Source organism: Streptomyces sp. ASQP_92 (assembly GCF_025399895.1).
GTDB lineage: Bacteria > Actinomycetota > Actinomycetes > Streptomycetales > Streptomycetaceae > Streptomyces.
In genome coordinates this window covers 171595-195738 of the sequence record NZ_JAODUA010000006.1, presented here as the reverse complement: position 1 = coordinate 195738, position 24144 = coordinate 171595, and the positions used below count along the sequence as shown (strand labels likewise).

At 71.9% G+C, this 24144-nt stretch carries 23 protein-coding genes, 1 tRNA gene and 1 pseudogene; 14 read left to right on the top strand and 11 right to left on the bottom strand.

The annotated features are described in order from the left end of the window. Nucleotides 1-29: 29 nt before the first annotated feature. The gene (gene upp / locus N4G70_RS16840) at nucleotides 30-665 is read right to left on the bottom strand and encodes a uracil phosphoribosyltransferase (protein ID WP_053725981.1); all 636 of its coding nucleotides are present in this window, start codon (nucleotides 663-665) and stop codon (nucleotides 30-32) included. Between the two features lie 123 nt (nucleotides 666-788). Between upp and N4G70_RS16835 the strand changes: the two genes are divergently transcribed. The 9 genes from N4G70_RS16835 to N4G70_RS16795 all read left to right on the top strand — a co-directional run bounded on the left by N4G70_RS16835 (nucleotide 789) and on the right by N4G70_RS16795 (nucleotide 6544). Continuing rightward, nucleotides 789-968 carry a hypothetical protein gene (locus tag N4G70_RS16835; protein ID WP_261713461.1) on the top strand — a complete coding sequence of 60 codons (180 nt, stop codon included), beginning with the start codon at nucleotides 789-791 and terminating at the stop codon, nucleotides 966-968. 228 nt (nucleotides 969-1196) lie between these two features. Next, the gene (locus N4G70_RS16830; protein WP_261713571.1) at nucleotides 1197-1754 is read left to right on the top strand and encodes a hypothetical protein; all 558 of its coding nucleotides are present in this window, start codon (nucleotides 1197-1199) and stop codon (nucleotides 1752-1754) included. 44 nt (nucleotides 1755-1798) lie between these two features. Continuing rightward, nucleotides 1799-2227 carry a tRNA adenosine(34) deaminase TadA gene (gene tadA / locus N4G70_RS16825; RefSeq protein ID WP_261713570.1) on the top strand — a complete coding sequence of 143 codons (429 nt, stop codon included), beginning with the start codon at nucleotides 1799-1801 and terminating at the stop codon, nucleotides 2225-2227. Nucleotides 2228-2285: 58 nt separating this feature from the next. Further along, nucleotides 2286-2370, top strand: a tRNA-Ser gene (locus N4G70_RS16820). A 475-nt stretch (nucleotides 2371-2845) separates the two neighbouring features. Further along, nucleotides 2846-3007, top strand: a complete 162-nt coding sequence (locus tag N4G70_RS16815) for a hypothetical protein (protein ID WP_162952557.1) — start codon at nucleotides 2846-2848, stop codon at nucleotides 3005-3007. Between the two features lie 50 nt (nucleotides 3008-3057). Then, nucleotides 3058-3351: a Dabb family protein gene (locus tag N4G70_RS16810; RefSeq protein WP_261713460.1), complete on the top strand. Its 294-nt coding sequence runs from the start codon at nucleotides 3058-3060 to the stop codon at nucleotides 3349-3351. Nucleotides 3352-3580: 229 nt separating this feature from the next. Next, complete coding sequence (locus tag N4G70_RS16805) at nucleotides 3581-4456, top strand: RNA polymerase sigma factor SigF (protein WP_120727956.1); 876 nt, start codon at nucleotides 3581-3583, stop codon at nucleotides 4454-4456. Between the two features lie 277 nt (nucleotides 4457-4733). Then, nucleotides 4734-5585: an RNA polymerase sigma factor SigF gene (locus tag N4G70_RS16800; RefSeq protein ID WP_261713459.1), complete on the top strand. Its 852-nt coding sequence runs from the start codon at nucleotides 4734-4736 to the stop codon at nucleotides 5583-5585. A 716-nt stretch (nucleotides 5586-6301) separates the two neighbouring features. After that, entirely contained in the window at nucleotides 6302-6544 is a 243-nt protein-coding gene (locus N4G70_RS16795) for a hypothetical protein (RefSeq protein WP_261713458.1), read from the top strand. A gap of 62 nt (nucleotides 6545-6606) precedes the next feature. Here the strand turns inward: N4G70_RS16795 and N4G70_RS16790 are convergent, their stop codons facing one another. After that, nucleotides 6607-6825: a hypothetical protein gene (locus tag N4G70_RS16790; RefSeq protein ID WP_261713457.1), complete on the bottom strand. Its 219-nt coding sequence runs from the start codon at nucleotides 6823-6825 to the stop codon at nucleotides 6607-6609. A 250-nt stretch (nucleotides 6826-7075) separates the two neighbouring features. Between N4G70_RS16790 and N4G70_RS16785 the strand changes: the two genes are divergently transcribed. From N4G70_RS16785 to N4G70_RS16775, 3 genes are all read left to right on the top strand, one after another. Continuing rightward, the gene (locus N4G70_RS16785) at nucleotides 7076-7633 is read left to right on the top strand and encodes a MarR family winged helix-turn-helix transcriptional regulator (protein ID WP_261713456.1); all 558 of its coding nucleotides are present in this window, start codon (nucleotides 7076-7078) and stop codon (nucleotides 7631-7633) included. A 49-nt stretch (nucleotides 7634-7682) separates the two neighbouring features. Next, nucleotides 7683-10142, top strand: a complete 2460-nt coding sequence (locus tag N4G70_RS16780; RefSeq protein WP_261713455.1) for an MFS transporter — start codon at nucleotides 7683-7685, stop codon at nucleotides 10140-10142. A 161-nt stretch (nucleotides 10143-10303) separates the two neighbouring features. Further along, the gene (locus N4G70_RS16775) at nucleotides 10304-11125 is read left to right on the top strand and encodes a YceI family protein (protein ID WP_261713454.1); all 822 of its coding nucleotides are present in this window, start codon (nucleotides 10304-10306) and stop codon (nucleotides 11123-11125) included. Nucleotides 11126-11596: 471 nt separating this feature from the next. Here the strand turns inward: N4G70_RS16775 and N4G70_RS16770 are convergent, their stop codons facing one another. From N4G70_RS16770 to N4G70_RS16735, 8 genes are all read right to left on the bottom strand, one after another. Continuing rightward, nucleotides 11597-12406 (bottom strand): TetR/AcrR family transcriptional regulator, encoded by an 810-nt coding sequence (locus N4G70_RS16770; RefSeq protein WP_261713453.1) that lies wholly within the window; start codon nucleotides 12404-12406, stop codon nucleotides 11597-11599. 114 nt (nucleotides 12407-12520) lie between these two features. Continuing rightward, complete coding sequence (locus N4G70_RS16765; RefSeq protein ID WP_261713452.1) at nucleotides 12521-14032, bottom strand: MFS transporter; 1512 nt, start codon at nucleotides 14030-14032, stop codon at nucleotides 12521-12523. Between the two features lie 196 nt (nucleotides 14033-14228). After that, complete coding sequence (locus tag N4G70_RS16760) at nucleotides 14229-16406, bottom strand: glycosyltransferase family 39 protein (RefSeq protein ID WP_261713451.1); 2178 nt, start codon at nucleotides 16404-16406, stop codon at nucleotides 14229-14231. After that, the gene (locus N4G70_RS16755) at nucleotides 16403-17746 is read right to left on the bottom strand and encodes a bifunctional glycosyltransferase family 2/GtrA family protein (protein ID WP_261713450.1); all 1344 of its coding nucleotides are present in this window, start codon (nucleotides 17744-17746) and stop codon (nucleotides 16403-16405) included. The genes N4G70_RS16760 and N4G70_RS16755 overlap by 4 nt, the downstream gene beginning before the upstream one ends. Before the next feature lie 296 nt (nucleotides 17747-18042). Continuing rightward, the gene (locus N4G70_RS16750; protein ID WP_399035789.1) at nucleotides 18043-19614 is read right to left on the bottom strand and encodes a sensor histidine kinase; all 1572 of its coding nucleotides are present in this window, start codon (nucleotides 19612-19614) and stop codon (nucleotides 18043-18045) included. 114 nt (nucleotides 19615-19728) lie between these two features. Next, nucleotides 19729-20469: a response regulator transcription factor gene (locus N4G70_RS16745; protein ID WP_315904262.1), complete on the bottom strand. Its 741-nt coding sequence runs from the start codon at nucleotides 20467-20469 to the stop codon at nucleotides 19729-19731. 179 nt (nucleotides 20470-20648) lie between these two features. Then, on the bottom strand, nucleotides 20649-21512 hold the full coding sequence (locus N4G70_RS16740) for an amidohydrolase family protein (RefSeq protein WP_261713568.1): 864 nt from the start codon (nucleotides 21510-21512) through the stop codon (nucleotides 20649-20651). A 565-nt stretch (nucleotides 21513-22077) separates the two neighbouring features. Further along, entirely contained in the window at nucleotides 22078-22956 is an 879-nt protein-coding gene (locus N4G70_RS16735; protein ID WP_261713448.1) for a DUF2797 domain-containing protein, read from the bottom strand. 103 nt (nucleotides 22957-23059) lie between these two features. On the opposite strand from N4G70_RS16735, the gene N4G70_RS16730 reads away from it, so the two are divergent. Continuing rightward, nucleotides 23060-23311, top strand: a complete 252-nt coding sequence (locus N4G70_RS16730; RefSeq protein WP_261713447.1) for a hypothetical protein — start codon at nucleotides 23060-23062, stop codon at nucleotides 23309-23311. A 54-nt stretch (nucleotides 23312-23365) separates the two neighbouring features. On the opposite strand, the gene N4G70_RS16725 is transcribed toward N4G70_RS16730, so the two are convergent. Further along, nucleotides 23366-23575: a hypothetical protein gene (locus N4G70_RS16725; RefSeq protein ID WP_261713446.1), complete on the bottom strand. Its 210-nt coding sequence runs from the start codon at nucleotides 23573-23575 to the stop codon at nucleotides 23366-23368. Nucleotides 23576-23747: 172 nt separating this feature from the next. Here N4G70_RS16725 and N4G70_RS16720 point away from each other — a divergent pair. Then, nucleotides 23748-23929, top strand: a pseudogene (locus tag N4G70_RS16720) (NUDIX hydrolase); the annotation flags it as partial. Between the last annotated feature and the right edge of the window lie 215 nt (nucleotides 23930-24144).

Sequence of the window (24144 nt, the reverse complement as noted above, 5' to 3'; positions counted from 1 at the left end):
CCGGTCGGGCGGCCCCCCTTGGCCGACGGCTAGTCGGCCGTCCCGTACATGCGGTCGCCCGCGTCGCCAAGGCCCGGCACGATGTAGCCGTGCTCGTTGAGGCGCTCGTCGACCGAGGCGGTCACCACGGTCACCGGCGTGCCCGCCAGCTCCCGCTCCATGATCTCGACGCCCTCGGGGGCGGCCAGCAGCACCACAGCGGTGACGTCGTCCGCGCCGCGCTTGATCAGCTCACGGATGGCCGCGACGAGCGTGCCGCCGGTCGCCAGCATCGGGTCCAGGACGTACACCTGACGGCCCGAGAGGTCCTCGGGCATCCGGGTCGCGTACGTGGAGGCCTCCAGGGTCTCCTCGTTGCGGATCATGCCGAGGAAGCCCACCTCGGCGGTCGGCAGCAGCCGCACCATGCCGTCGAGCATGCCGAGGCCGGCCCGCAGGATCGGGACCACCAGCGGACGCGGGTACGAGAGCTTCACGCCCGTCGTCGGCGTCACCGGGGTCTCGATGTCCACCTGCTCGGTGCGCACGTCCCGGGTGGCCTCGTAGGCGAGCAGGGTGACCAGCTCGTCGGCGAGCCGCCGGAAGGTCGGGGAGTCGGTGCGCTTGTCGCGCAGCGTGGTGAGCTTGTGCGCCACGAGAGGGTGGTCGACGACATGGATCCGCATGACGACCACAGTAACCGGGGCGTGGCGGCCCCGCGTCCCACCTGGTGACGGTTCACGCTGGCGTCAAGAGCCCGAACGGGGGGAAGGTGAGAGAGACGAACCGACCCGGGGCGGTGTGAGCCAATGCCGGACCAGCACGGCGCAGAGCGACAACCCGAGAGCGACACGGAGCGCAGGCGGCGGCGCGCCCAGTTCCTGCGCGAACTGCACGAGGCGAAAGCGCTGCGCGACCGGGTCCAGCCGCGCCGCGCCCGCGCGGCCCGTATGCGCCAGGCCATGCGCATGCGAACCTTCCGCTGGTGACCCGCGAAACCGGTGCTCCGGCGCCCGCGGTCGCGGCCGTCGGCACCCCGTGACCGGGGTGGCCCGGAACCCGTGATCACGGCGTGCCGGAACCCGTGATCGCGGCGACCGGAAAAACGCAACCGCGGAAGAACTCTCGCAACCGCCGGGTTTTCTGCCACGATTCCGAAGGAAGCACAGCCGGGGGGACCCCCAACCGGCACGCCTATGACCAGTGGGAGAGTCACGGTGTACTTCGCCGCACTGCTCGCGCGCACCGAAGACGGGTGGGAAGCGAGCGACACAGAGCTCGACGATGTGGAGACGCTGTCCGATCTGGCCGATCTGGCCCGGGAAGCAGCAACCGACGGGGCCGACGACACGGTGCTCGTCTTCATCGAGCAGGAGGACGCCTGGTTCGGCGTCGTCCGCGTCGACGGCGAGGAGGACCCGCGTGTCTTCGTCTCCAACGCCGCCGTCGCAGCCCGCTCCTCGTACGGGGCCATGCTCACCGACGAACTGCTCGGCCACGACCAGGACGACGAGGAGGACGAGCTGGAGACCCTTGACCTCGACGGCACGGAGGACGGCTACGAGGACGGGACGACCGCTGCCGAGGACGAGCCGGACGTCATCGACGACCCGTCGGACGGCATCGGCAGCGCCCCCGCAGGCCCGCTCGGCGAGAGTGCGATCCTCGCCGACCTCGGAGTGAGCGAGCGCCGTCTGCTCGCCCTCGACGGCGACGCCCTCGTGACGATCGCGGACGCGCTGGGCGCGGCCGAGGTCCTGGAGGCCGTCCGCTAGTGCTCCATCCGCACGACCCCGTACGCGAACGGTGGGCGGAGCCGATGCGCTCCGCCCTGGCCGGGGCCGCACAGGCCGAGTCGGCCGGCGATGTGCCGGTCGGCGCGGTCGTGCTCGCCCCGGACGGCACGTTCCTGGCGTCCGGGTACAACGAACGCGAGGCGACCGGCGATCCGACCGCGCACGCGGAGGTCCTCGCGATCCGGCGTGCGGCACACCGCACCGGCCAGTGGCGGCTGACCGGCTGCACGCTCGTCGTCACCCTGGAGCCGTGTGTGATGTGCGCGGGCGCCCTGGTGCAGGCGCGGTTCGAGCGGGTCGTCTACGGGGCCCGCGACGAGAAGGCCGGAGCGGCCGGATCGCTCTGGGACCTCGTACGCGACCAGCGGCTCAACCACCGCCCCGAAGTCGTCGCGGGCGTCCTCGAGGAGGAGTGCTCGGCGCAGCTCACGGCCTTCTTCCGGCAGCGGTGACCCAGCTCTCCCCGAACCGATTTCAAACCACGGGCCACCTTGGGCTAAGCTCTCTCTCGGTAGCGTGTCCGAGCGGCCGAAGGAGCTCGCCTCGAAAGCGAGTGTGGGGAAACTCACCGAGGGTTCAAATCCCTCCGCTACCGCTTCTGAAGGGCCCCGACAGTGTCGGGGCCCTTCTTGCATGCCCGTTCGCCGGCGCGGGAGAGCCCCCGTCGTGGCCGGTCATCAACGTTCCTGAAGCCCCCGTCGTGCCCGGCCGCGTACGCGACGAAGCCCCGGTCGGGGGGCGACCGGGGCTTCGACGTGGGGACGGGGGGAGCGGCATCGGGGGGACAAGCCGCTCCCCCCGATGAGAACAGAACCTGCAAGCCCTGCGCCGCAGTCAGGGGGAAGCGCGCGGCGCGGACCCCGCAGTGAGGTCCTGTTCCTGAGCCCTCCGCATTCCTGCCAGACGTGGCGGGCTCAAGAACCATCCTGCTCTCCCGTCACTTCCGTACTGCCGGGCAAACGGCCCCGATCGCCGGGCCCTTGGTCCTTAAAGGCCGGGTGAGGACCGGGCGGACGGCGGTTAGACTCACCCGACCGCACAGGGGTGGCGCCGGGGAGGGGCTCGACACAGTGGACATCAAGAAGGTCCTGCTCTACATCGCCGTGGTCTTCGTGCTGTACACGATCATCACGTCGCCGGTGCAGGCCGCCGGGATGGTCCAGACCGGGTTCGAGGGCATATCGAGTGCGGCCAAGGGCGTCGGCGAGTTCATGACCAACCTGGTCCGCTGAGCCGACCCGTCCACCATCCCCTCGTCACAGCCGCGTTCGTAGGAGACGTCATGATCCGCCACCTGGTCCTGTTCAAGCTCAACGAGGGCGTCCGGCGCGACGACGAGCGCGTGGTCGCCGGTGTGAAGGCCTTCCAGGAGCTCGACGGGATCGTTCCCGAGATCGAGTTCTGGGAGTGCGCCTGGAACATCACCGACCGGCCGATCGCGTACGACTTCGCCATCAACTCCACCGTCGCCGACGCGGACGCCCTGAAGCGCTACATCGAGCACCCCGCCCATCAGGCGGCAGCGGGACAGTGGCGCGCGTTCGCCACCTGGGTGATCGCCGACTACCCGTTCTGACCGGCGTCCCCTTCCCGGCCGGTCCGTCGGCCGAACCGGTACGCGGCCCGGCCCCGCACCTGAGAGGTGCGGGGCTTTTTCGTGGCCCGGCACACCGCCGACCGGGGCATCTGTCCCAACTTGCCCTCAACACGTGGTTATACGGTGCTTGCACACAGTGGACATGTCTTGTGATGCTATGACCGCTTTTGACGGATGAGTGGACCGAAGACTAAGGGGTGGCGTGACCGTGCCGGCCAGTACTACGCCTCAAGTGCCGCCCCAGAACGAGCCCCAGGACACCCCCGACGTGCCCGCACAGGACACCGCGGAGGGCCCCAGGGGTCCCGTCAGAACCTCCACCAGGGGAGCGGACACCCGTGCCCTCACCCAGGTGCTGTTCGGCCAGCTCAAGAACCTCGAACCGGGCACCCCGGAACACGACCGCGTGCGCGGGGCGCTCATCGAGGCCAACCTGCCGCTGGTGCGGTACGCGGCCGCCCGGTTCCGCAGCCGCAACGAGCCCATGGAGGACGTCGTCCAGGTCGGCACCATCGGCCTGATCAACGCGATCGACCGCTTCGACCCGGACCGCGGCGTCCAGTTCCCCACCTTCGCGATGCCCACCGTCGTCGGCGAGATCAAGCGCTACTTCCGCGACAACGTCCGCACCGTGCACGTCCCGCGCCGGCTGCACGAGCTGTGGGTGCAGGTGAACGGCGCCACCGAGGACCTGACGACCCTGCACGGCCGCTCCCCCACCACCGGCGAGATCGCCGAGCGCCTCCGGATCGGCGAGGACGAGGTGCTCGCCTGCATCGAGGCGGGCCGCTCCTACCACGCGACCTCCCTGGAGGCGGCCCAGGAAGGTGACGGGCTGCCCGGTCTGCTCGACCGGCTCGGTTACGAGGACCCCGCGCTCGCCGGCGTCGAACACCGCGACCTCGTCCGTCATCTGCTCGTACAACTGCCCGAACGCGAGCAGCGGATCCTGATGCTCCGTTATTACAGCAATCTGACGCAGTCCCAGATCAGTCAGGAATTGGGAGTGTCACAGATGCATGTGTCAAGGCTTCTGGCCAGGAGCTTCGCCCGACTTCGATCCGCAAATCGAATCGAGGCATAACCGGTTCGAGTGAGCCGGGCCGCTGTTCGCCCTTGCGTGCCATTGTTTTTGGCTCGGTAAAAAGATTCCCGCCCCAAAAGGCTCACACCCCCTGCTTCCTGCACGTACTCCGACTTGCCTTGTCGACAAGTCACTACAGCGTGTTGCCGACATGTGACATTCTGCGGAAACCGCGTTTGCCGCAGCCCCCCGTCCGGTATTCAGGTGGAGGCTGCTTCCTCCGATGGTCGTGGCCCACACGACCGTCCGCGACCGCCGCAACTTCAAGGGGGTTGGCATGTCCGTAGAACAGGGCAGCTCGAAGGTGCTCACGCTCACCAAGAGCGCACCCGCACCCGCCGTGCACCGACACGCCGCAAACACCGCAGCCATCGACACCCGCACGTTGTCCCGCTCCCTGTTCCTGCGCCTTGCCACGCTGGACACCGACAGCCCGGAGCGTACGTACGTACGCGACACCCTCATCGAGCTGAACCTGCCGCTGGTGCGGTACGCGGCCGCGCGGTTCCGCAGCCGCAACGAGCCGATGGAGGACATCGTCCAGGTCGGAACGATCGGCCTGATCAAGGCGATCGACCGCTTCGACTGCGAACGCGGCGTGGAGTTCCCCACGTTCGCGATGCCGACCGTGGTCGGCGAGATCAAGCGCTTCTTCCGCGACACCTCCTGGTCGGTGCGGGTGCCGCGCCGCCTCCAAGAGCTGCGCCTGGCCCTCACCAAGGCCAGTGACGAACTCGCGCAGAAGCTCGACCGCTCGCCCACCGTCCCCGAACTGGCCGTCGTGCTCGGGGTGTCCGAGGAGGACGTGGTCGACGGGCTCGCGGTGGGCAACGCCTACACCGCCTCCTCGCTCGACTCGCCCGCCACCGAGGACGACGGCGGCGAGGGCTCGCTCGCGGACCGGCTCGGCTACGAGGACACGGCGCTCGAAGGCGTCGAGTACCGCGAGTCCCTGAAGCCGCTGCTCGCCAAACTGCCGCCCAGAGAACGGCAGATCATCATGCTCCGCTTCTTCGCGAACATGACGCAGTCGCAGATTGGCGAGGAGGTCGGCATCTCCCAGATGCACGTCTCCCGTCTCCTGACCCGCACGCTGGCCCAGCTCCGCGAGGGCCTGATCTCCGACTGAGTGGGCGGGTGAACCCGCCTCGCCCTCTGGTTAATTGACGCATCGTCAGACACACTGGCGCGATGCGACGACGTGCTGCGCTGATCGGGATCCCGGTGGCGGTGGTGCTGGGCCTGGGCGGCGCCCTCGCGGCCTGCGCCGGGGGCGGGGACGGAGCCGGCTATGTGGCGGTCGGCGCCGCCGGCACCGGCCCCGACGCCCCAGGCCGCGCGCTGCCGCCCCACGGCGAGGTGAAGCTGGTCCCCCTGGACGGTTCGGGGTCGCCGGGGCCGGGATCGGGGTCCCCCGGCGCTCCTGGCGCATCCGGAGCCCCGGGGGCGTCCAGTGCTTCCGGTACGTCCGGTGCTTCCGGGGCGCCCGGTGGTTCCGGTACGTCCGGTGGTTCCGCTACGTCCGGTGGTTCCGGGGCGCCTTCCACCCCGGCCGGGAGCGGCTCTCCGGCGGGGCGGACGACCGCGACCCCAGGGACTCCGGGCGGACCCAACCCGCCTGCCGGGTCCGGGAGTTCGAGCGCGGGCGGAGACTCGGGGGTGCCCGGCGGCTCCGCCACGGGGGGTACGGGTGGTCACCCCGGTGGTACCGGCGGGCCCGGCACGCCGTCCGCCCCGGCCGGTACGCCGTCCGACCCCGGCAGACCCCGCCCGCCCGCCGGGCCGGCCGTGCTCGCGCTCGGGGCGCCGAGCCGGTCGGCGGGGGATCACCGGTGGTGCGAGAACGTGACGGTGCAGTTCCGCAACACCGGGGGTACGGCGGTGACGTCGGGCAGCGTCGTGTTCGCGACGCACATCATCGGGCTGCTCGGGGTGGATTGGGCCACCATCACGTCCCGTCAGGACCTGCCCGTGCCGATCCCCGCGGGGGCGGTGCGGTCACGCACGTACGGGGTGTGTGTGGACGCGTGGCGGGTGCCGCTGGGGATGCATGTGGAAACGCGGTCCGTGACGGCCAGTTGGGGGTAGGGGCCGCTCTCTCGCCCCCCCCACCCCCTGCCCGCTCACCCGGAAGAGAGGCGGAGAACGCCTCAGCCCAGGGCCAGCCAGGCCACCGCCGCAAGGACCACGATCACGGCGACGACGCCGACGATCAGGCCTACTCGTGGGCCCGCCGGGGCCGCGGCCGGGGTAGCCGGACGGCCGCCCTGGGGCGCGCCCTCGTCGACGAAGGCGCGGAACATCTGCGTGGAGCCCGCCGGGTCGTAGTTGCCCTCGGGACCCTGGGGCGCGTGGGGGTTGTGTGCCATGGGGCAGGACCCTAGCGAAGTTGGGGGTTCCACCCAACCCCCGCCCCCGCGCGAACGCGCCCGCGAGAACCTCCCCGGGCACCCGGCGAGTCCTCCGCCGAACCGGCCCGCAAGGCCTTGACCTGCACCTTGGGTTTTCACTTGCGAAGCCTTTGCGCTTCCTTTGCTCCAGCACCCCGGATTTAGTTTGCCTTCGGCAACCAACAATCTTATGGTTGCCCGAAGCAACAACATTTTCCGGGAGGTGTCCATGGCCGCGCAGAGCCTCTACGAGGAGCTGGCCCGCCAGCTCAGCGCCATCGGCGCGGTCAAGCGCGGGCTCGCGCGGATCCTGCCGCCCGAGTGCCCGGGCGGCTCGGCCGCGGTGCTGACCCTCCTGGAGCGCCACGGCGAGATGCGGATCAGCAGACTCGCCGAACTCCTCGCGGTGGACATGTCGGTGACGAGCCGTCATGTCGCGCACGTCGCCCAGCGGGGCTGGATCGAGAGGTCCGCCGACCCCGCGGACAAGCGCTCACGGATCCTGCGGCTCACCCCCGCGGGCCAGGCCATGATCGACGACCTGGGGACGCGCACCACGGAGATGTTCGCGCACACCCTCAAGGACTGGTCGGACGACGAGGTCGGGCAGCTCAACACGATGCTGGCCCGCCTGCGTGATTCCTTCGGAGATTGCCGGGCACCCCACGTCCGGGCCCCCCATGTGGGCGGAGCCCATGGAGAAGGACCCGATGTGGGCGGAGCCCATGGGGGAGCACCCCACCTCAAGGCGCCCGAGACCCGTCCGCCGACCCGTACACCCGCTTAGCACCACAACCCGTACACCTGCCCAACAGACGCACAAGACAAGGAACTTCATGGCTACGACCACACCAGCCGGTGTGCGGGGCGGCCACGCCAAGCACGGAGGGCACGCGCCGTCCGACAGTGGCGCGCCGATGACTCACCGGCAGATCATGGAGGCGCTCTCCGGGCTGCTGCTCGGCATGTTCGTCGCCATCCTGTCCTCGACGATCGTCTCCAACGCACTGCCGCACATCATCAGCGACCTGGGCGGCGGCCAGTCCGCCTACACCTGGGTCGTCACCGCCTCGCTGCTCGCGATGACCGCGACCACCCCGCTGTGGGGCAAGCTCTCGGACCTCTTCAGCAAGAAGCTGCTGGTCCAGATAGCCCTGATCATCTACGTCTCCGGCTCGATCGTGGCCGGTCTGTCCCAGAGCTCGGGCATGCTCATCGCCTGCCGCGTGGTCCAGGGCATCGGCGTCGGCGGTCTCTCCGCGCTCGCCCAGATCATCATGGCCGCCATGATCTCGCCGCGTGAGCGCGGCCGTTACAGCGGTTACCTGGGTGCCACGTTCGCGGTCGCGACGGTCGGCGGGCCGCTGCTCGGCGGTCTGATCACGGACACCGACTGGCTCGGCTGGCGCTGGTGCTTCTACGTCGGCGTGCCCTTCGCCGTCATCGCGCTCATCGTGCTCCAGAAGACCCTGAAGCTCCCCGTCGTCAAGCGGGACGTCAAGGTCGACTGGACCGGCGCCTTCCTGATCAGCGCCGCCGTCTCGCTGCTCCTGGTGTGGGTGACGTTCGCGGGCGACAAGTACGACTGGATCTCGTGGCAGACGTACGCCATGGTCGGCGGCTCGATCGTGCTTGGCGCGCTGTTCGTGCTGGCCGAGTCGAAGGCCAGCGAGCCGATCATCCCGCTGCGCCTGTTCCGCAACCGCACCATCACGCTGGCCTCGCTCGCCTCGCTCTTCGTGGGTGTCGCGATGTTCGCCGGCACGGTCTTCTTCTCCCAGTACTTCCAGCTGGCGCGCGGCCGGACGCCGACGATGTCCGGTGTCATGACGATCCCCATGATCAGCGGACTCTTCATCTCGTCCACCGTCTCGGGCCAGATCATCACCAAGACCGGCAAGTGGAAGGCGTGGCTGGTCAGCGGTGGTGTGCTGGTGACGGCGGGCCTCGGTCTGCTCGGCACGATGCGCTACGACACCCCGTACTGGCACCTCGCGATCTACATGGCGCTGATGGGCCTCGGCATCGGCATGATGATGCAGAACCTGGTCCTGTGCACCCAGAACCAGGTCTCCCCCGCCGACCTCGGCTCGGCCTCCTCCGTCGTCGTCTTCTTCCGCTCCCTCGGTGGTGCGGTCGGCGTCTCGGCGCTCGGCGCGGTCATGGCCAACCGGGTCACCCACTACGTCACGGACGGGCTCACCGCGCTCGGCCCGCAGGGCGCGGCCGCGGCCAAGAGCGGCGGCGGCTCCGGTGCCATCCCGGACCTGGCCACGCTGCCCGCGCCGATCCGTACCGTCATCGAGAGCGCCTACGGGCACGGTGTCGGCGATGTGTTCCTGTACGCGGCGCCGTGCGCGCTGCTCGCCTTCCTGATCACCCTCTTCATCAAGGAGATCCCGCTGCGTTCCCACGCCGTGGGCGCCACCGCCGCCGAGAAGGCGCCGGGCGCCGAAACCCCCGCCCCGGCGGCGGCGGTCGAGGCCGCCCCGGCCGCGGCGGACGTCACCACCCCGGCTCCGGTCGTGGACGGCATCCCGGTGCGCGGCACGGTCCGCGGCGCCGAAGGGGCGCCCGTCGCCTCGGCGGCCGTCACCCTGATCTCGCTCGGCGGCAGCCAGCTCGGCCGCGCGGTGGCGGGCCCCGACGGCGGGTACGCGCTCGCCGCGCCCGGCGCCGGCAGCTACGTCCTGATCGCGGCCGCCGACGGCTTCCAGCCGCAGGCCTCGACGATCGTGGTGGGCGCCGAGCCGCTCGCGTACGACATCCTCCTGGCCGGCACCAGTGGCCTGGTCGGCACGGTGAAGGCGGCCGAGACCGGGGCGCCCGTGGAGGGCGCGATGGTGATCGTGACCGATGTACGCGGCGACCTGCTGGCCACCGGCAAGTCCGGCACCACGGGCGAGTTCACCTTCGGCGAGCTCGTTCCGGGCCAGGTCACCGTCGCGGTCAACGCGGACGGCTTCCGCCCGCTGGCCCTCCCGGTGGAGATCGCGGGCCACGGCGTGACCCGCGTCGAGGCCGCGCTCCAGGCCGGGGCGCTGGTCCAGGGCACGATCCGCGGCGGCGCCGACCGGCGACCGCTGGCCGACGCCCGGGTCACCCTCCTGGACGCGGCGGGCAACGTCGTGGCCAACGCGACGACGGGCGAGGACGGCGCGTACGCCTTCGCCGACCTCACCTCCGGCGAGTACACGCTGATCGCGACGGGCTACCCGCCGGTGGCCGGCTCGCTGACCGTGGCCGGGCGCGGCGTCGACGGCCACGACGTCGAACTCGCCCACCCCGGCGAGTAGTCGAGGTAATCCAGACCCCCCGGGTGCGGCCCGCTTCGAGCGGAGGCGGCCGCCGCACCCGGTGTGGAAATGGGCCCCGGGGCAGGGGCGGCGGGCAGGGGACGGCCGGCCGCCCCGCCCCCGGGGCCCGACTTTTTTACGAGGAGAGAAGAGAGAACGGGATGGGACTGCGGGCACAGGTCAGGACGCGCGACGGCTGGGCACTCTCGCACGCCGTGGTGACGATGACCGACATGACGGGCACGCAGGTGCTGCGCGCTGCGGCGGCCGAGGACGGATCGGTCACGGCCGACGCGGACCTCGCGCCCGGCCCGTACACGGTGATCGTGACGGCCGTCGGTTACGCGCCGGCCGCCTCCACGGCACTGGTGACGGCGAGCGGCCGGGCCTCGGTCGGCACGGTGGTACTGGCCCGCCAGGGCGGCGTCGAGCTGCCGCCGCCGGGGCCCTGGACGATCGACCCGGCGCATTCCTCGGTCGGCGCGGTCGCCCAGCACCTGGGGATCTCCAGCGTGCACGGCCGCTTCGGGGAGTTCGGCGGACGCATCGAGATCGCGGAGGACCTGGAGAAGTCGCGGGTCGAGGCGGTCATCGGGGCGGCCTCCATCGACACGGGCAACGCGATGCGCGACGGGCATCTGAAGTCGCCGGACTTCCTCGACGTCGAGCGCTTCCCGGAGATCACCTACCGCAGCCACGGCCTGACCCCGGCGGGCCCCGACCGCTGGACGGTCCACGGCGAACTCGCCCTGCACGGCGTACTCCGCGAGGTCGACCTCGACCTCTCCTACCTCGGTACGGGTCCCGACCCGTGGGGCGGGGTGCGGGCGGCGTACCGGGCGACGGCGGAGCTGCGGCGCGAGGATTTCGCGATGAATTACAACCAGGTGGTGCGGGCGGGGGTTTCGGCGATCGGAACGACGTTGCGGGTCGCTCTGGACGTCCAGACGGTGCGGGGGGATTCCCTGCCCCCGGGGGTCTGACCCTCCGGGTCGGGGGGCGGGGTGGCTGCGGCCCCGTGCCGTTCGCGCAGTTCCTCGCGCCCCTTAAGTGCTCCTGTGCTGGGGCACCTTCAGCCCGTCCGGCGATTGAGGACGAGCGCCGTTCAGGCGCGATACGGGGTCCGGGGCGGAGCCCCGGGCAACCCCGCTTTCGACTGCGGGCCGTGGTCGCTTCTCGCGCAGTTCCCCGCGCCCCTGGCAGCGCCGGTGCTGGCCCGCGTCGAGCAACCTCAGCCTGTCCGGCGATTGAGGACGAGCGCCGTTCAGGCGCGATACGGGGTCCGGGGCGGAGCCCCGGGCAACCCCGCTTTCGGCTGCGGACCGTGGTCGCTTCTCGCGCAGTTCCCCGCGCCCCTGGCAGCGCCGGTGCCGGCCCGCGTCGAGCAGCCTCAGCCTGTCATGGGGGTCCCCCCTGGCCCTTAAGGCCTTGGGGGAGATTGAGGACGAGCGGGCTCAAGGCGCGCGCGGGGGCTGGGGTGGAGCCCCGGGGGGTGGGGTCAGGGCCTCGATGCCGGCGATCAGGAGGGACAGCGCGAAGTCGAAGTCCCGCTGACGCATGTCCACCACCGTCTCCCCACCCCGCGCCGCCATCAACTCCGCCGCATCCGCGAACTGCTCCCGATACTCCGGCCGCTCCACCAAGGCCCCCATCGCCGAGGCGAAGTACTCGTCCTGGGTGAGCCCCGCATCCGCGCACCGCTTCACGAACGTGCCCTCGATCGTGCCGAACCCGTACACGAACTGGAACACCGCCGCGAGCCCGCCCATCTGCCCGTGGGGCGGAAGCCCGGTGCGCGCCATGATGCGCTGGGCGGTGCGCGAGAAGGCCATGGAGTGCGGCCCGATGTTGAGGTAGCGCCCGATCAGCGCGGACGCCCAGGGGTGGCGGACGAAGGCCGCGCGATAGCCCACGGCGACCGCGCGGAGCTGATCGCGCCAGTCGGCCGCCTCGTCCGCCGCGTCGGGCAGGGCGACCTCCGCGAACACCGCGTCGAGGGCGAGTTCGAGGAGGTCGTCCTTGGTGTCGACGTACCAGTACAGGGACATCGCGGTGACGCCGAGCTCGCCCGCCAGGCGCCGCATGGAGAACTTGGCGGCGCCCTCGGCGTCGAGCAGCCGTACGGCCTCGGCGGTGATCCGGTCCCGGTCGAGCGCGGGCCCGCCCTCGGCCGGCTCCGTGCGGCGCACCCGGTGGCCCGCCTTGCTGCCGAGCCACACGCTGGTACGCGCCGCGTCCTTCGAACGGTCCGCCGCCGACACCATCGCCGCCCTCCTTTGGCCTGGGTTCTGGTAACCCGTCAAGGCGTCAAGAACCGGCCCATCACAGGTCATGTCCGGAATTCGGTCCGGAATTCGGGGCTTCCACCCCCGACGATGCTATGCGGCGGGAGCCGCTCCGGCGGGTGCGGGCGCCGATCGTTCGGCGCGGTGCAGCAGGACCGCCGCGAGCAGCCCGCCCGCGAGGACCGCGACCGCGCCCACGAGCTGGCTGGTCTCCAGGCCGGAGGCGAACGCGTCGGCGATCCTGCCCCGCTCGGCGTCGTCCCGGGCGGCGCCGAGCGCCGCCGGCAGCGAGGCCGCGGCCACCGGCACGAGCGCCGCGAACCGGGAGTTCAGCACCGCGCCGAGCACCGCCACGCCGAGCCCGTTGCCGAACTCGCCCAGCGTGCCGTTGACGCCCGCGCCCACCCCCGCCTTCTCCGGCGGGATCGCGCTCATGATGGCGTTGGCCATGGCGGGCATGGACAGCGCGATGCCCGCGCCCATGACGACCAGGCCGAGCAGCGTGCCGCCGTAGCTGTGCCCACCGAGCAGCGCGATCGAGGCGAGCCCGGCCGCGTTCGCCGTCATGCCGATCGCGATGGCGCGCGGGGTGCCGACCTTGGCGACCAGCTTCGCCCCGACGCCCGTCATGTTCAGCGCGACGACGCTGAGCGCGAGCGGCGCGGTCCGCACCCCCGCCTCCAACGGGCCGTATCCGAGGACGAATTGGAGGTGCTGGGTGAGCAGGAACAGCGAGCCGCCCATGCCGAAGGCGACCAGGATCGATCCGGCGACGGCGCCGATGAACTTCTGGTTGCGGAAGAAGTGCATGTCCAGCATGGGGTGCTCGATGGACAGCTCCCAGCGTACGAAGGCCGCGAGGAAGACCGCGCCGACGCCCGCGGAGACCAGCACATGGCCGGAGAGCCAGCCGTGGCCCGGCCCGGAGATGATCGCGTAGACCACCCCGGTCATGCCGATCGTGGAGAGCAGCGCCCCGAGCAGGTCGGGCCGGTCGCCCTGCGGGTTCTTCGACTCCGGTACGAGGACGACGACGGCGATCAGACCGAGCACCGCCACCGGGATGTTCACCAGGAAGATCGCGCCCCACCAGAAGTGGTCGAGCATGACCCCGCCGATGAGCGGACCGGCCGCGAAACCAAGGGAGTTGACGGTGGCCCAGATGCCGATGGCCTTGATCCGGGACTCGTCGTCGAAGATCTGCACGACGACGGCGAGCGTGGTGGTCATGAGGAGCGCCCCGCCGATGCCCATGCCCGCGCGCGCCGCGATGAGCTGCCCCGAGTTCTGCGCGAGGCCGGCCGCCAGGGAACCGATGCCGAAGAGGGCGAGCCCCGCCGCGAGCATCTTCTTGCGCCCGTAGCGGTCGGACGCGCTGCCCGCGGTGAGGAGCAGCCCCGACTGGACGAGCGAGTACGCGTTGATCATCCACTGGATGTCGGCGGTGGACGCGCCGAGCGAGGTGGTGAGGGAGGGGATGGCGACGTTGAGGACGGTGTTGTCGAGCAGCACCGTGAGCTGGGCCACGCAGATGACGCCGAGGATCAACCAGCGCTGCGGATGCCCGGTGGGGGTGGTGGAGTTCTCGGCTGTCGTGGCCGTCATGGCGGCTCCTGGCTCCTTGTACGGCGTAAGGGAAGGTGTCGTTGTACACCGTAAGGCTGTTCTTCTACGCCGTAAAGTGAATTACGCGGCCGTTCCTTTCGCCATCGGCCACGGGACGCGGAGCACCCGACGCGGCGGCGGCCGGGACGCCTTCGCGCCTCGGACCACCGCCGCACCGTCGCCGCGGGTGGGGCCGTCAGTCCGCCGCCTTCACCGGTGAGGTCAGGTCGTAGAAGGTGGCCGTACCGACCGTCACCTTCTTGAACGACGACTCCACCCAGCCACTGAGGGAGCTGCCACCGGCCTGAGCGCCCTGACCGCCGCCCGCCGTCATCCCGCCGCCACTGGCGATGAAGTAGTGGATCCTGCCTTCGGCGACGTACCGCTGGAACTGGGCCAGGGTCGGCGAGGGATCACTGCCGTTGAAGCCGCCGATCGCCATCACGGGCTGCCCGGTGGCGAGTTGATAGCTCGCGGCGTTCTGCGAGCCGATGGCGGCCGCGGCCCAGGTGTAGTGCTCCGCGTTCCTCTTCAGGAGCGCCTGGGCGTCGGCGCCGACCTTGGCACCGTCCAGCAGACCGCCCATCCCGCCGCGCCCTCCCTGGCCGTTCTGGCCGTTCTGGCCGTTCTGGCCGGGTGCGGTGGGTGCGGTGGGTGCGGTGGGCGGGCGGCCCAGGGCGCCGCCACCCGGCAGCCCGCCGTTCTGGCCGGTCCCGCCGTTCCGACCCGCGCCCGGCGCCCCGCCGAACCGCATCCGCCCGCCACCGGGCCCACCGCCCCCGGGGCCGCCGCCCGCCCCGGCCGGGCCGGCCGTGACGATCGAGCCGGTGTGCCCGGTGTCCAGGGTGCTCACCGCGTACGCGGCGGGCCCGGCCAGCGAGGCCGCGAGGCCGAACCCCGCGACACCGAGGGCGAGCCGGCGGTTCAGGCGGCCCATGACCGCGAGGCCGACCGCCGCCACGAGGCCGCCGATCAGGACCGCCCACCGCAGCCAGGGCAGATGGTCCGGGGTGCGCCCGAGCAGCACATACGACCAGAGGGCCGTGCCCGCCACCGTCACCCCGAGCGCGAGGGCCGCGCCGATCCGCGACCGCTCCTCCCACAGCACCGTGACGCCCATGCCGACGAGCGCCGCGATGTAGGGCGCCAGGGCCACCGTGTAGTACTGGTGGAAGATCCCGGCCATGAAACTGAAGACCACGCCGGTCGTCAGGAGCGCCCCGCCCCAGGCGAGGAACGCGGCCCGCGCGGTGTCGGCGCGCCCGGCCCTCCACGTGACGACGAGGCCCGCGATCAGCAGGAACAGGGCTGCGGGCAGCAGCCACGAGATCTGGCCGCCGATCTCGGAGTTGAACATCCGGCCGATGCCGGTCTCACCCCAGCCACCCCCGCCCCCGCCTGCGCCGCCCGCCCGCATCCCGGCCGGGAGTTCCACGCCCGCCGGGAGGTCCATGCCGCGTGGCCGGACGCCCCCGCCACCGACGCTGCCCGTCTCGTCGCCGCTGAGCCGCCCCAGCCCGTTGTAGCCGAAGGTGAGCTCCAGGAACGAGTTGTGCTGCGACCCTCCGATGTACGGGCGGGACGACTTCGGCCACAGCTCCACGGCCGCCACCCACCACCCGCCGGAGACCACCAACACCCCTGTGGCGAGAGCGAGTTGAGCGAGCCTGCGCCGCACCGAGGTGGGCGCGCACACCGCGTACAGGAGCGCGAGCGGCGGCAGGATCAGGAACGCCTGGAGCGTCTTGGTCAAGAACGCGAAGCCGATCGCGACCCCCGCCCACACCAGCCACCGGGTACGGGCCCCTTCCAGGGCGCGCAGCACGCAGTACACGGTGACCGTCATCAGGAACGCGAGCAGCGCGTCCGGGTTGTTGAAGCGGAACATGAGCGCGGCGACGGGCGTCAGGGCCAGCACCGCGCCGGAGATCAGCCCCGCCGCCGCACTGAACCGGCGCCGCACCGCCGCGTACAGGACGGCGACCGTGCCCACGCCCATCAGCACCTCGGGCAGCAGGATCTGCCAGGAGCCGAGCCCGAAGAGGCGTACGGACAGGGCCATCGGCCACAGCGCGGCCGGGGGCTTGTCCACGGTGATCGCGTTGGCGGCGTCCAGCGAACCGAAGAAGAACGCCTTCCAGCTCTCGCTGCCCGCCTGAACGGCCGCCGAGTAGAAGGAGTTGGCGTAGCCGGAGGCGGTGAGGTTCGTCAGGTACGCGGCGAAGGTGGCGGCGAGCAGCGCGAGGAACGCGGGCCGCGCCCAGGCCGGATCGTCGGCCCGGCCACGCCACCACCGGCTCGGGGCGCCCCGACGGCGCCGGACCGCCCCGGCCCCCTCGCGCGGACCGGCCTGGGGGGAGGAGGTCGTGGTCATCGTGCGTCGCCCTTCGGGTGGGGGTGGTGGAAGGCCGCCGCCTCCGGCGCGATGGTGGCGGCGGTGGCGGGCGCGGACGGCTCGGGCGGGGCGGCGGGGGAGGCCGCCTCGCCCGGGGCCGGCGCACGGTCGGGGAAGACCCAGGCGCGGAACAGCAGGAAGCGCAGGACCGTCGCCGCGAGGTTCGCCGCGACCAGGACGGCCACCTCGGTGGAGTGCGCGGCGCTCGCGTGCGCGGCGTCGAGGGCGGCGAGCGAGCCGCTCGTCAGGGCGAGCCCGATCGCGAACACCGCGAGGCCCTGCGCCTGGTGGCGCACCGCCCGGTCCCGGCCGCGCACCCCGAAGGTGAGCCTCCGGTTGGCCGAGGTGTTGGCGACCGCTGACACCAACAGGGCGGCGGCGTTGGCGAGTTGAGGGCTCATGGCGGTGCGCGCGAGTGAGTACAGGACGAGGTAGAAGAGGGTGGAGAGCGCGCCCACGACACAGAACCCGACGAGCTGGCGGGCCAGACCCCCCGGCACTCCGGGGAGCTGCCGGTCCCTGGGGTCGTCGCCGAACGGCCGCGCGAGCCGGTCCAGCGGCAGCGCCCCCACCGCCAGCGCCCGCCCGACGCGCCACACTCCCTTGAGGTCGTCCACCGCCGTGCTGACGATGTGCACGGTGCTCGCCGGATCGTCGACCCAGTCCACCGGCACCTCGTGGATCCTCAGCCCCGCCCGCTCGGCGAGCACCAGCATCTCGGTGTCGAAGAACCACCCGGTGTCCTCGACCATCGGCAGCAGCCGCTGTGCCACATCGCGCCGGATCGCCTTGAACCCGCACTGGGCGTCGGAGAACCGCGCCGCCAGCGAGCCGCGCAGGATCAGGTTGTACGTCCGCGAGACGAACTCCCGCTTGGCGCCGCGCACCACCCGCGAGGACCGCGCGAGCCGCGAGCCGATGGCGAGGTCCGAGTGGCCCGAGATGAGCGGCGCGACCAGCGGCAGCAGGGCGTTGAGGTCCGTGGACAGGTCCACGTCCATGTACGCGAGCACGGGCGCGTCGGAGGCCGACCACACGGTCCGCAGGGCCCGCCCGCGCCCCTTCTCCTCCAGCCGGAACGCCCGCACCTCGGGCAACGCGCCCTCAAGTCCGGCTGATATCAGGGGAGTTGAGTCGGTGCTGGCATTGTCGGCGATGGTGATCCGGAAGCCGTACGGGAAGGTCCGCGCGAGGTGCTCGTGCAGCCGCCGCACACACGGCTCAAGGTCCCGCTCCTCGTTGTAGACGGGGATCACCACATCGAGCACGGGGACGTCGGCCGCCTGGACGGGCAGGTGCTGCCGGGCGGGCAGGGCCATCGGCGGTGCCGGCGGGGTTGCCGGCGGAGCTGCCGGCGGGGTTGCCGGCGGGGTTGCCGGCGGGGTTGCCGGCGGGGTTGCCGGCGGGGTTGCCGGCGGGTTTGACGGCGGGGTTGCCGGATGCGTCGGGTCGGCCGCGCGGGGCGGGGGATGCGGCAGGTCAGCCGCGCGGGGCGCCACATGGGGCGCGGGATGCGCCGGGTCGGCCGCGCGGGGCGCGGTCGCGGCGCCCGTAGCGCCGGTGGCGCCCGCAGAGGGTTCGGTTCGCATACGTCCGACCCTCGCGAGCCCCCCTGTCACACCTGTGTGGTCGCCCTGTGCTCAGCCTGTGAGGTGGGGGCCGGGGTGGCGGGGCCGGGCATGCCGGGGCCGGGTGCGCCGGGGAGGTGCACCGTGAACACCGTCCGCCCGGGCCGACTCCGTACCTCCACCCGGCCGCCGTGCGCGACGACGACGGCCTGCACGATCGCGAGCCCGAGGCCGGTGGATCCGGCGTTGCGGGATCGGGAGGCGTCCCCGCGCGCGAACCGCTCGAAGACGTGCGGCAGCAGCGCGGACGGGATCCCCGGCCCGGTGTCCTCGATCGCGACGACGACGGCGTCCGGCCCGCGCACCTCGACCCGGGCGGTGACGGTCGTCCCCGGCGGGGTGTGCGTACGGGCGTTGGCGAGCAGATTGACCAGCACCTGCTGGAGCCGCTCCGCGTCCCCGTGCACGGCGACGGGTTCCTGGGGCAGTTCGAGCCGCCAGCAGTGGCCCTGCCCGGCGGCGTGCGCGTCCCCGACCGCGTCCACCACGAGTGCGGAGAGATCAGTGCTCTCGTACGAGAGCGGGCGTCCGGCATCGAGCCGGGCGAGCAGCAGCAGATCCTGGACCAGGCCGGTCATCCGGGCCGCCTCCGACTCGATGCGGCCGAGGGAGTGCCGGGTGTCGGGTCCGACGTCCTCGCGACCGCGCCGGGTCAGCTCGGCGTAACCGCGGATCGAGGCGAGCGGGGTCCTGAGTTCGTGACTGGCGTCGGCGACGAACTGCCGCACCCGCGTCTCGCTCTCCTGGCGCGCGCTGAGCGCCTCGTGGACGTGGTCCAGCATCCGGTTGAGCGCGGCACCCACCTGGCCGACCTCGGTCCTGGCGTCCGCCTCGGCCGCCGGAACCCGCTCATGCAGGGCCACCTCGCCGCTGTGCAGGGGGAGTTCGGAGACCCGGGTGGCCGTCGACGCGACCCGGCGCAGCGGCCGCAGGGCCACCCCGACGATGGCCGCGCCCGCGATCCCAGCGGCGACGAGCCCCGCGGCGGTCACGCAAATGACCACGACCACAAGGGTGTTGACGGTCGAGTCGACGGCGGTCGTGGGGAAGCCGAGCACGAAGTCGTTCTCGCGGTCCCACACGGCCCGGTAGTCGCCGAGGCCGGGCAGCGCCACGGAGTGCACCCGGCCGTCCTTGGGCACGGCGGCGAGGGCCCGGGTCTGCGCCGCGGTCAGCGCGGCGCTGCGGGCCTCGCCCTGGCGCTCGGGCCGGACGGCCTGCGCACCCGCGACCCGTCCGTCGGCGCCCGCGCCGGCCGCCACCGCGTGCAGCGGCTGCCCGGGCCGCGACACGACGAAGTCGATCCGCCCGGCGCTTCTGCCGGTACTGGTGCCGGGGGTGGCTTTGCCGGTACCGGGGTCGGCGGCTTTGCCCGTACCGGGGTCGGCGGCTTTGCCCGTACCGGGGTCCGCACCCGTGCCGGTGGTGGTGTCGCCGGTCCCGCCGGCCGGGGCGCCGGTCGGCGGACCCGAGCCCGGCGACTCGTGGCCGACCATCCGGCCCGGCACGAGGGCGCCGCGCAGTTGGGCGTCGAGCTGGCTCTGGAGGTTGGCGCCCATCGCGAGCACGGTCACGGTGCCGATGACGGCCCCCACCACCGCGAGCAGCGCCACCGCCGACACGACGAGCCGGGTACGGAGCGACCAGGGCCCCCGGAGCCTGCCCACGCGGTCCTACTCCCCGGGCTTGATCAGATATCCCGCGCCGCGCCGGGTGTGGATCATCGGGGAGCGCCCGGCGTCGATCTTCCGCCGCAGGTAGGAGATGTACAGCTCGACGACATTGGCCTGTCCGCCGAAGTCGTACGACCACACCCGGTCGAGGATCTGCGCCTTGCTGAGCACCCGGCGCGGGTTGCGCATCAGGAAGCGGAGCAGCTCGAACTCGGTCGCGGTGAGATGGATGTTGACCCCGCCCCGGGTCACGTCGTGACTGTCCTCGTCGAGGGTGAGGTCGCCGACGGTCAGGACGGACTCGCTGCGCAGCGCCGCCGTGCCCGAGCGGCGGATGAGACCACGCAGCCGGGCCACGACCTCCTCCAGGCTGAACGGCTTGGTGACGTAGTCGTCGCCGCCCGCCGTGAGCCCGGCGATCCGGTCCTCGACGGAGTCCTTGGCGGTGAGGAAGAGCACCGGCACGTCGGGGAGCTCGCGACGCAGCCGGCCGAGCACGGCGAGGCCGTCCATGTCGGGCAGCATGATGTCCAGGATCACGGCGTCGGGCCGGAAGGCCCGGGCGTCGCGCACCGCCCCGGCCCCGTCACCGGCGCTGCGCACTTCCCAGCCCTCGTAGCGCAGCGCCATGGAGAGCAGCTCGCTGAGCGGCGCCTCGTCGTCCACGACGAGCACCCGGACGGGACTGCCGTCCGGCCTGAGCATTTCGGTCCGCCCCTGGGGCGAGGAGGTAACGGTCATGCGCCCACCCTGTGAGGGGGCCGTGAGAACAGCCTTGGCCGATCCTGTGATTTCCCTGAGAAAGTGCGGCGACGATGGGGCGGTACGGCGGTACGGCAGCCGTATGGGCCGGACGGACGCGGGGCCGCCCGGCGCGGGACGGATCTACTCACCCGGAGGCCGCCCGGCGCGGAGCGGGCCTAATCACCCGGAGGCCGCCCGGGGACCGGCCCGAAGAGACGGGCCGCGTTGTCGTGACAGACGGCCCGCAGCCACGCGTCCCCGAGCCCGAGCCGCTCCAGCGACTCCAGCTGATGGAGGTAGGGATAGGGGAGGTTGGGAAAGTCCGAACCGAACAGCACCCGATCCCCTAGGTCGCGCAACCGGCCGAGCTCGTCGGCGGGGAACGGCGCGAGGCGCTCACTGAAGTCGGTGAAGGCCATGGTCGTGTCGAGCATGACGGAGTCGTACGCCTCGGCGAGGTCGAGGAAGTCGGCGTACTCCGGCATCCCCATGTGCGCGACGATCAGCCGCAGCCGGGGGTGGCGCGCGAGCACCCGCCCGACCGGCCCCGGCCCCGTGTACTTCCCCGGCGCGGGCCCGGACCCGCAGTGCATCACCACAGGCACGCCCGCCTCGGCGAGCAGCCCCCATACGGGGTCGAGGAGCGGGTCGCCAGGATCGTAACTCCCCACCTGCACATGGGACTTGAACACCCGGGCCCCCGCTTCGAGGGCATCCCGCACATAGGCGGCGGCCCCCGGCTCGGGAAAGAGAGTGGAGGTGTGCAGACACCCGTCCGTCCGCGCGGCGAACCCGGCACTCCACCCGTTGAGCCAGGCAGCCATCCCGGGCTTGTGCGGGTAGATCATCGAGGTGAAGGCGAGCACCCCCAACTCCTCCCGCAACAGCCGCACCCGCTCGGCCTCCTCCTCCCGATAGGTGATGGGCCACTCGACCCCGCCCACCAACTCCCCCGCGGAGTCGAAATACCGCCACACCTTGTCGAGCACGCGCCGGGGCATGAAGTGCGTATGGACATCAATGCCCCCAGGCACCCCGATCCGCCCCCAGAACCCCCGAACCCGGCCCCCCTCACCAGGCTCGACGCGGCCGGGGGATGCGGGGTGGGTGGGCGATGCGGGGTGGGCGCCGGCGCCGCTGGAGCGGGCCGATTCGGGGTGGCCTACCGATGCGGGGCGGCCGGGGGACGCGGAGTGGCCGGGCGCTGCGGGGTGACCGGGCGACGCGGGGCGGCCGGTCCCTGACGCGTGGCCGGTCCTTGACGCGTGGCCGCCGCCCAGAACCCCACCGCTGCCGCCGCCGCTGCCGCTGCCGCTGCCCAGCACCTCGTCGTCGCCGCCGCTCAATGCCGCGCTTCCGGCCGACGCCGAGTCACCGACCGATCCCCGCCACCCCACCCGATCACTCATGCCCCCACCCTCGGCCGCCCCGCGAACCCTGTCCAGCGATCACGGGAACCTGGAACGCGGCACACTCCCATTCCGACGACCCAGCAGCCCTGCCGAACGGCCGCCCGGCCGAACGGGCGCCCAGCCGAACGGGCCCCGCAGGACAACCCACAACCCACAAACCTCAACCCGCAACCCGCAACCCGCGCAGATCCCCTCAAAACAACAAATCCTGGACCCCACCCTCCTTGGGAACATCCCGAACCGGCACGGTCACACCCTCCGCCTCACTGGGACCGACCGCCGCGAGATCCCACCCGCTCATGAGCCGCGCGTCCAGCACCAGGACACCGCGCCCGCCCCCGGCCTCCAGGTGGAGGTCGGGCCCCGCAGCGGCGACGAGCCGACCGCTCACCACGCCCTGGTCCACGAGCTCGGTGACCACCCCCGAGGCGGGCGGAAGCCCGTCGAGCCCGAACTCCCCTGCGTGGTCGACGACTTGGCACTCCAGCCGCTGCAATGACTCGGGCCAGCCGGGCAGGGCGACCGCCCGCGCGTGCAGGGCGGCGACCTCGGCCGCGCGCTCGGCCACCCCGGGAAGCCGGGCCCGTACCGCACGTTTTGCCGCGTAGGGAATCCGGTCCGGCACCGCGAGGGCAGCCCGGAGCAGCTCTTCGCAGCGGCGGGCCGCCATCAGGGGCCCGCGCCCGAGCCAGCCGAACGCCACCGCCCCCTGTTCGAGCAGCCGGGCCGACCCGCGCTCCTCCGCGGTGATCCCGACCTTGACCATCCCGCTCCCGAACCAGGCGAGGTAGACGCGATAGGTGCGCGGGTCATCGACGTAGGTGTCGGCGGCCACGGAGTGCGCCCGATCGAGCCGAGCACATTCAGCGCACCGCGCCTGCGTACCCCGCCCCGGCACCGGCGCCGTCACCGGACAGGGATTCCCCCGCGCCCCCACACAGCTCCGCACCCCGACGGCCCGGAACGCCACATCCCGCCCGTAGCCGAGCGCACTGACCCGCCCCCCTTCCCACCGCAGCCCGGGCCCGTCGGCCCCCCACCGAACCCCAACACACCGCCACAACCCAGCCACCCCTCGAAGCTACCGCCCCCTACTGACAACCCAGCCGCTCTCGCGAAGCGGGAGCGGACAGGAATGGGCGCCGGACAGCAACCTCGGAAGCAAGCAGCACAAGGTGATCTGGATCGCCGCGGTCGTGCTGTCAGCCGGCCTGCTGGCGCCGCCGCTGTTCTTCATCGCCGCCAAGAAGCGCCTCGTCACGATGGCCATGCCGGCCATCTACGGAGCACTCGTCTATGGCTCCGCCTTCGGGGGCTCGATCTTCGGCAACCCCAAGAACTGGGTGTGGGGCGTCCTCACCATCACCCTGATCGTCGCGACCGTCCACGCCGCAACCCTGGACACGGACTGGAAGGCGGACCAGTAGTCCGCACGCGCCCACCCCTGTCGCCGCACGGTCCGACCCTCGCGGGGCGCGTCGTCACCAAACCTTGTCGTCGCGCTCCAGAATCAGGTTGATGGACCCCTCTTCAAGGTTGATACCCGCATCAAGGTGCTGGTGGTAGCCGTCCCGAAGTTCGGGATCCGCAAGTCCCAGGAGTCGCTCGGCAAGTTCCCTCAACCCGGCAGCATTGGCCGCGATGGTGACTTCGTCCGCCGAGCCGTAGAGCCTGATCCGGGGTTCATCCATGGCGCCACGTTATCGCCCGGGCCAGAAACCATCACTTAGATGCGGCTCACTCCTCGTGCGCAGCAGTGCAACTGCGCGTCCACCGCGCCCAGTTGACGCCAAACGACTTGCACGTACGTCTCCTCTTGGCTTGGTCTGAGACTCTGGAAGCCGATCGGGAGGGGCCGCAGCGATGCAGTGGAAGATCCACGGGAACGTCCGATCTACGAGAACAGCCGGGTGAACCTGTGGCTCACCGACGTCGAGACGCCGGACGGGAACCGCTGGGAGCACCACGTCGTCAAGCTCCGGCACCTGGCGTTGGCTGCCGTGGTCAACGAGCGGCGCGAGGTCCTGATGATGTGGCGGCACCGCGTTGCCGTACTTCGCTGCTGTACGACCACGACCCAACGCAAGAGGCCCCGGACGCGATGTCCGGGGCCTCTCACCTGCTGTGCACTCGGCAGGATTCGAACCTGCAACCTTCTGATCCGTAGGCGCGTGCGCCCCTATTAGGCGCCAGTCGCACGCCGGGAGGAGACCGGGTTGAGAGGCCAGCTCAAGCCGTGCCGTATCCGTGGATGTCTCCC